Source organism: Streptomyces aurantiacus (assembly GCF_001418335.1).
Classification (GTDB): domain Bacteria; phylum Actinomycetota; class Actinomycetes; order Streptomycetales; family Streptomycetaceae; genus Streptomyces; species Streptomyces aurantiacus.
Map to the genome: position 1 here is coordinate 1 of NZ_LIPP01000338.1, position 6,857 is coordinate 6,857.

The 6,857-nt window shown below is 70.7% G+C and carries 4 protein-coding genes; 2 read left to right on the top strand and 2 right to left on the bottom strand.

What is annotated here, in order from left to right:
• Positions 1-394: 394 nt before the first annotated feature.
• Positions 395-2,149, bottom strand: a complete 1,755-nt coding sequence (locus AOK01_RS33955) for an IclR family transcriptional regulator domain-containing protein (RefSeq protein ID WP_055518492.1) — start codon at positions 2,147-2,149, stop codon at positions 395-397.
• A 187-nt stretch (positions 2,150-2,336) separates the two neighbouring features.
• The gene (locus AOK01_RS33960; RefSeq protein ID WP_055518494.1) at positions 2,337-3,620 is read right to left on the bottom strand and encodes a M6 family metalloprotease domain-containing protein; all 1,284 of its coding nucleotides are present in this window, start codon (positions 3,618-3,620) and stop codon (positions 2,337-2,339) included.
• A 476-nt stretch (positions 3,621-4,096) separates the two neighbouring features.
• Between AOK01_RS33960 and AOK01_RS33965 the strand changes: the two genes are divergently transcribed.
• Both AOK01_RS33965 and AOK01_RS33970 read left to right on the top strand, forming a co-directional pair.
• A complete protein-coding gene (locus tag AOK01_RS33965; protein WP_055518495.1) occupies positions 4,097-4,741 on the top strand; it encodes a TetR/AcrR family transcriptional regulator in 645 nt (214 codons plus the stop codon).
• A 308-nt stretch (positions 4,742-5,049) separates the two neighbouring features.
• Positions 5,050-6,588, top strand: coding sequence for an MFS transporter (locus AOK01_RS33970; RefSeq protein WP_055518500.1), 1,539 nt, complete (start codon positions 5,050-5,052; stop codon positions 6,586-6,588).
• Positions 6,589-6,857: the final 269 nt, after the last annotated feature.

Sequence of the window (6,857 nt, forward strand, 5' to 3'; positions counted from 1 at the left end):
GCCATGAGGCGACGCGGCGGGCGCGCCGGTTGGTGCGGGTGCGGACGGCACACCCCCGCCGCGTCGCCTCATGGCCCGGCAGAGCGCGTAACACCGCCCCTTGAGGGAGCGGAGCGGGCCCACTTCTACGGGTGCGGGTGCGGGTGCGGGTGCGATGCGGGTGTCGTGAACCGGTCGTCTGTGGTTGGGCCGTGGGCATCTGCGGGTTGCCTGTGGCTGGTCGCGCAGTTCCCCGCGCCCCTAAAAGACGACGCCGCGGGCTGATCCACAAAGATCGACAGGACAGGACGGGATGGGGCAAGGCGGGATGGGGCAGGGCGGAGTCGGGCAGGCCCGGGCAGGAGCGGGCAGGCCCGGGCAGGAGCGGGCAGGCCCGGGCAGGAGCGGGCAGGATCTAGGCCACGCGTACGCGCGTGAAGCGGCCCGCCACTCGGAGGTCCGCCTCGATCAGGCCGGCCGTGGCCGACAGCTCCGGCAGTACCTCCGCCGCACACTGTTCGACCGTCCGCCGCGAACTGTGCATGGCCACGTTCACGGCCGCCACGACCCTCCCCGTACGGTCCCGGACCGGGACCGCGATCGACCGCAGGCCCTCCTCCAACTCCCCGTCGACCAGGGCGTATCCGGCCTGCCGTACGTGGTCCAGGATGGCCGCGAGGGCTGCCGGGTCCGTGACCGTGTGCGGGGTCAGCGCGTGGCGGCCGGTCAGGAACGGGCCCCGCTCGGCCGGGGGCAGGCCGGCCATCATCACGCGGCCCAGCGAAGTGGCGTACGCGGGCAGCCGGGTACCGACCGTGATGTTGACGCTCATGATGCGGCTGGTGGCGACGCGGGCCGTGTACTGGATCTCGTCGCCCGCCAGGACAGCGAGGGAGGCCGAGTCGTGCAGCCGGCCCGCGAGGTCGGCGAGGTGCGGGGCCGCGATCTGCGGCAGCGTCGTACGGGACAGTGGCGGAAAGCCGAGGGCCAGGACGCGGGGCGTGAGCGTGAAGGTCCGCCCGTGGGCCGTGACATGGCCGAGGTGTTCCAGGGTGATCAGCGCACGCCGGGCCGTGGCCCGCGCGAGGCCCGTCGCCGTTGCCACCTCGGTGAGCGTCAGCTCGGCCCGGCCCTCGCCGAACGCCGTGATCACGGTCAGCCCCCGCGCCAGCGACTCGATGAACTCCCGGCCCAGTTCCTGCTTCGAGGCACCGGTCCAGGTGGCGAGCCCGGAGAGCCCGGCGAGTCCGGCGGGCCCGGTGGGCCCGGTGGAGGCGGCGGGCGGCTGGGTGGGCGCCTCGCGCAGGTCCCGTTCCGTGCGCAGATCGCGTTCCATGGCGCGTACGGTCGACCGCAGCCTGGGCAGCATGGTGTCCCGCAGGGAGTCCGCGGTGTGCCGGCTGGTGTGGCTCACCACGCTCACCACACAGGCGACGCGCCCACCCGGTTCCCGTACGGGCACCGAGACGGCGACCAGGCCCGGTTCGATCAGCTGGTCGTCGAGGGCCCAGCCCCGGGCGCCCGCCTCGCGCGTCCGCTCCTCGAACTCCTCACCCCCGGTGAGGTGTTCAAGGGGTTGCTCAGCGAAGTGTCCGGTGGGGTGCTCGCGTGGGGGGACCGCCGGGAAGCCGCGGTCCCGTGGGTCCGCGGACCGGCGGTCCCGCCAGCGCGCCCAGTCCTCGGGCGTCCACTCGGTGGCGAACAGTGGGCCGGGGGCGGTCCGTTCGGCCGGCAGCAGGTCTCCGATGCGGAAGCTCAGGGACATCGCGCGCCGCCGGGTGGCCTGGTGGATGAAGCGGATGCCGTCCCGGTCGGCGACCGCGAGGGAGACCGACTCGTCCAGTTCGTCCGCGAGCGCGTCGGCCCGCGTGTCCAGCAGCCGGGGCAGTCGCAGCGCGGCCAGGTAGGCGTTGCCCAGCTCCATCAGCCGTGGTGCGAGTACGGCGTCCCGGCCGTCCAGGCGCAGATAGCCCATACGGGCCAGGGTCGCCGCGATGCGGTCCACCGTGGACCGGGCAAGGCCGGTGGCCTTCTCCAGCCCGCTGAGGCTCGATGTGCCGCCTGCCTCGGTGAGGCGGTGCAGCACGGTGATGCCGCGCATCAGCGGGGTGACGGCCTCGACGGGGACGACTGCGTCGGGCTTGGCAGGGGTGAGGTGGGTCGGTGGCATGGGCTCCCCATTACGGTGTGTCGTCCACGGTAATGAAAACGGGTAGCTCCACGAGGGAAGGGGTCGTTGGGCCGTACGGAAGCTGCGGGCCGGTGGGGGCTTGGCGCGCAGTTCCCCGCGCCCCTGAAAGGCCCCCCGCGCCGCTGAGGCACCCCCCGCGCGCGCCCTTGCAGAACCCGCGTGGGCGTCAGTGGCGGGTCACGTACACGCGGTGGTTGCCCTTGGGGTCGGTGCCCGCGACCGTGATGCGGATGCCGGTGTCCAGGTCCTTGAAGTACTGGCCGGGGGAGAAGGGGGCGTCGGAGAGTTCGGCGTGGACGTTCGGGCTGCGGGTGCAGCCGCCGCTGTCCTTCGTGGAGTCGACCACCGAGATCGGGCCCTGGCCGGTGTCGACGTCCGCGTTCACCTTGTAGATCAGCACGCCCGACTTGCAGACCGACTCGTCGTTGCCCGCCTGGTTGCGCACCTCGACCGCGTACCCCGTCTTCGAGTCGACCGGGACGAAGACCAGTTTGCCGTCGGTGCCGGGCTCGGCCAGCGGGGCCAGCACGTGCTCGGTCGTGCCGGGCTCGGCCGCGCAGCCGACCTGGGAGTCGTCGAGCCAGCCGAGCTTCCACTTGTGCCAGCCCAGCAGGTCGTTGTCGGCGCCCCAGTCCTCGCTCATGATGTCCCAGTGCCCGACGGCGCCGCCCCCGTCCTGGGTGTAGAGGTCGGGCAGTCCGAAGACATGGCCGTTCTCGTGGGGGAGCACGCGGTAACCGGTCTCGGCGTACGAGCCGGACCCGTCGTCCTGGCGGCTGTAGACGAAGGACGCGTTGGCGACGGGCACCCCGTCCGCGACGGGCGCCTCGGTGTTGCCGGCGAAGGTGACGGAGAGGACCGTGTCCAGGGCGGACGGGCCGGCGTTCGGGGTGATCAGGACGTTCAGCAGGTCGTAGTCCTGGAAGTTCACCTTCGGATCGGCGGTGGTCACGATGTCCTGGACCAGCTCGCGGTAACCGGGGTCGAAGGGGGCGCCGCGTTCTATCCCGTACTCCTTGAAGGACTTGGGCATCCGCAGCCAGTCGCCCGTCGGGGCCTGCGGACGGTAGTCGAGGCGGCCGTACGAACTGGTGCGGAACCATTCGGTGGTCTGCGGGAAGAACTCGCCGAAGCGGTCGAGCGCCTTGCCCTGGCCGGGCGCGTCGGAGAAGTCGACCATCAGGTTCAGGGCCCGGACGGTGCCGGTGGAGCGCGCGTAACCCGCGGGGGTGGGGATGCCCTCCGACATCTGCACGCCCATCGAGCCGCTGATCATGCAGGGACCGAGCGGGGAGGACCGGGCCAGTGAGATGGGCCCCGCCGCCGATTTCGAGCCGGTCGCCAGCTGCCCGGACCCGGCGGAGGTGCTGACCGCGAGGGTGAGGACGCTGACGGAGAAGAGGGCTGCGGTGCGGCGGCGCGGGCGTATCCGACGGCTGCTCGGCTGCATGCAGAGGCCTTTCGCTCCAGGCAGCCGCCCCGTTCATGGCTGCACCCTGTCCGATCACCCTGTGCCGCCGAATGCGCGGGCGCGCGCTGGAGGAGACCGATCGTGGGAGAGACCGGCCGGGGAGGGCCCGGATGGCCCGGACTGCCCGGATGGCCCGGACGCGGAAGGGCCGGGTCATGGGAGATGTGAGGAGAGCCGGGTCATGGGAGGGGTCAGGGGAGAGCCGGGGAGAGCAGGGGAGGGCGCCGGACTTCCCGTCGGCCGAGCGATCTACGCCTTGTGACTCAGCTCACATCGAATCTCTCGGGGAACGGGAAATAACCGGGGACCGTCTCCCCGTTTAGCCATGTGTCCGCGTGAAACGGGGGAGGGCCCTCGAATCACACGAACAAGTAGTCACCGCAGTAGTTGTCGCAGTAGTTGTCGCAGTAGAGACCGCAGCAGAGACCACCGAGAGACTTTCGAAGGAGTACGCCGTGGAGACCGCCACCGTCGCACAGCGCAAGGTGCCCCGCCCGCGGGCCGATGCTCTGCGCAACCGGGAGCGGATCGTCGCCGCCGCGCGGGACATGTTCGTCGAGTGCGGCGCCGAGGTGCCGTTCGACGAGGTCGCCCGCCGGGCAGGCGTCGGAAACGCCACGCTGTACCGTAACTTCCCGGACCGTGAGGCCCTCCAGCGTGAGGTCGTCTGCTCGGTCCTGGATCGTGTCTCCGAACAGGCCGAGCAGATGCTCGCCGAGACCGGTGACGCGTTCGAGGCGCTCTCGCGGTTCGTCCACGCGTCGGCCGAGGAGAGGATCGGCGCCCTGTGCCCGATGATCTCCGAGACCTTCGACGACAACCATCCGGACCTGGTCGCCTCGCGCGAGCGGGTCGAGGGCCTGGTCGAGGTACTCATGGAGCGCGCCCGGGGGACGGGCCGTCTTCGCACCGACATCGCAGTCGGGGACCTCATGGTCGCCATCAGCCAGCTCACCCGGCCTCTGCCCGGCACCGCGTGCCTGAACATGGACCGTTTCGTGCACCGCCACCTGCAGCTGTTCCTGGACGGTCTGCGGGCACCCGCCCGCTCCGAACTGCCCGGTACGGCCGTGACCATGGAGGACCTGCGACGAGCATGACCGACTAGCCGGCCCGGGCCCGCGGTCCGCGGTCCGCCGGATCGACCGACCGAGCGACCGAAGGACCGAGGACCGAGCGGGCGATCGAGCGGCTGACCGACCGATCAGATCCGCGCACTTCGAGAGTCACTACTCGAAAGTCACTACTCACCCCACAGCCACCACCACAGTCACCCCACAGCCACCGGTCGTCACCGACAAGGGCGTCGAGGAGGGCGTCGACAAGGAAGTCGACGAAGACGTCACCGGTGACGAGCCGTCCCTTCCGTCACGTTTTTTCGCCACGAAGTCCTGAAGTGGGTACTCCCATGTCTGAAACAGCCCAGGCCCCCGCCGCAAAGGCGCCGGCTCCCGACTCCAATCGCTGGAAAGCGCTGAGCTTCATCGCGCTCGCCCAGCTGATGGTCGTGCTCGACGCGACCATCGTGAACATCGCTCTTCCCTCGGCCCAGCAGGACCTGGGGATCTCCGACGGCAACCGGCAGTGGGTCATCACGGCCTACGCGCTCGCCTTCGGCGGACTCCTCCTGTTCGGCGGCCGGATCGCCGACCTGTGGGGCCGCAAGCGCACCTTCGTCACCGGCCTGATCGGCTTCGCCGGCGCGTCCGCCCTCGGCGGCGCCGCGACGAACGAGGCCATGCTCCTCGGCTCCCGCGCCCTGCAGGGTGCCTTCGGCGCGCTGCTCGCGCCCGCCGCGCTCTCGCTGCTCGCGGTGATGTTCACCGACTCCAAGGAACGCGCCAAGGCGTTCGGCATCTACGGGGCGATCGCCGGTGGCGGTGGCGCCGTCGGCCTGATCCTCGGCGGCTTCCTCACCGAGTACCTGAACTGGCGCTGGACGTTCTTCGTGAACATCCCGTTCGCGGCCGTCGCCGCGGCCGGTGCGTACTTCGTCATCCGTGAGCCGTCCGGCAGCCGCAACCGCTCGCCGCTCGACATCCCGGGTGTCGTCCTGTCCACCCTCGGTCTGGTCTCCCTCGTCTACGGCTTCACGCGCGCCGAGTCGGAGGGCTGGGGCGACACCATGACGATCGGCCTGTTCGTCGCGTCGGCCGTGCTGCTCGCGGCCTTCGTCTTCGTCGAGTCCAAGGTCAAGGCTCCGCTGCTGCCCCTGCGCGTCATCACCGACCGCAACCGTGGCGGGATCTACCTCTCGCTCGGCCTCGCGATCATCGCGATGTTCGGCCTGTTCCTCTTCCTGACCTACTACCTGCAGATCGTGAAGGGCTACTCGCCGGTCAAGACCGGTTTCGCCTTCCTGCCGATGATCGCGGGCATGATCACGGGCTCCACGCAGATCGGCGCCCGCCTGATGACCCGCGTTCCGGCGCGGCTGCTGATGGGCCCCGGCTTCCTGGTCGCCGCGCTCGGCATGCTGCTGCTGACCCAGATGGAGATCGGCTCCTCGTACGCCACGCTGTTCCTGCCGGCCATGCTGCTGCTCGGTCTCGGCATGGGTACGGCGTTCATGCCGGCCATGTCCCTGGCCACGCTGGGCGTCGAGCCGCGTGACTCCGGTGTCGCCTCCGCGATGGTCAACACCTCGCAGCAGGTGGGCGGCGCGATCGGTACGGCTCTGCTGAACACGATCGCCGCCTCGGCCACCACGTCGTACCTCAAGGACCACATCGGCGGTGCCTCGAACCAGGCCCAGCAGCAGCTCGTACAGCTGCAGGCCCAGGTGCACGGGTACACCAACGCGATCTGGTTCGCCGTCGGCATCCTCGTCGCGGCCGCGGCGATCGTCTTCACCCTGGTCACCGCCAAGCCGTCGGACGTGGCTCCGTCCGCCGGGTCGGTCGACGGTGCCGAGGACGACGTGCTGGTCCCGGTCATCGCCCACTGACCGCTCCGCGGGAGGTACGGCCATGAATCTGCGGGCCGGCGGCGGCAGGCGGCAAGCCACAGCACGCCACCGCCCCGGACCGCAGGACATGACCGAACCCGACAGGGTCACCCACTGACCTCGTACGTACGCAGGGGTGGGGACGCCTTCGTACGTACGACCCCAGATCTGCCCCGACTCCAGCCCAACGGAGCCGGGGCAGATCTACACCCAGAACACGGCCCCGGTCCCGGTGAGCCCGAATCCCCTGAGCCCGGACACCCCCGCCC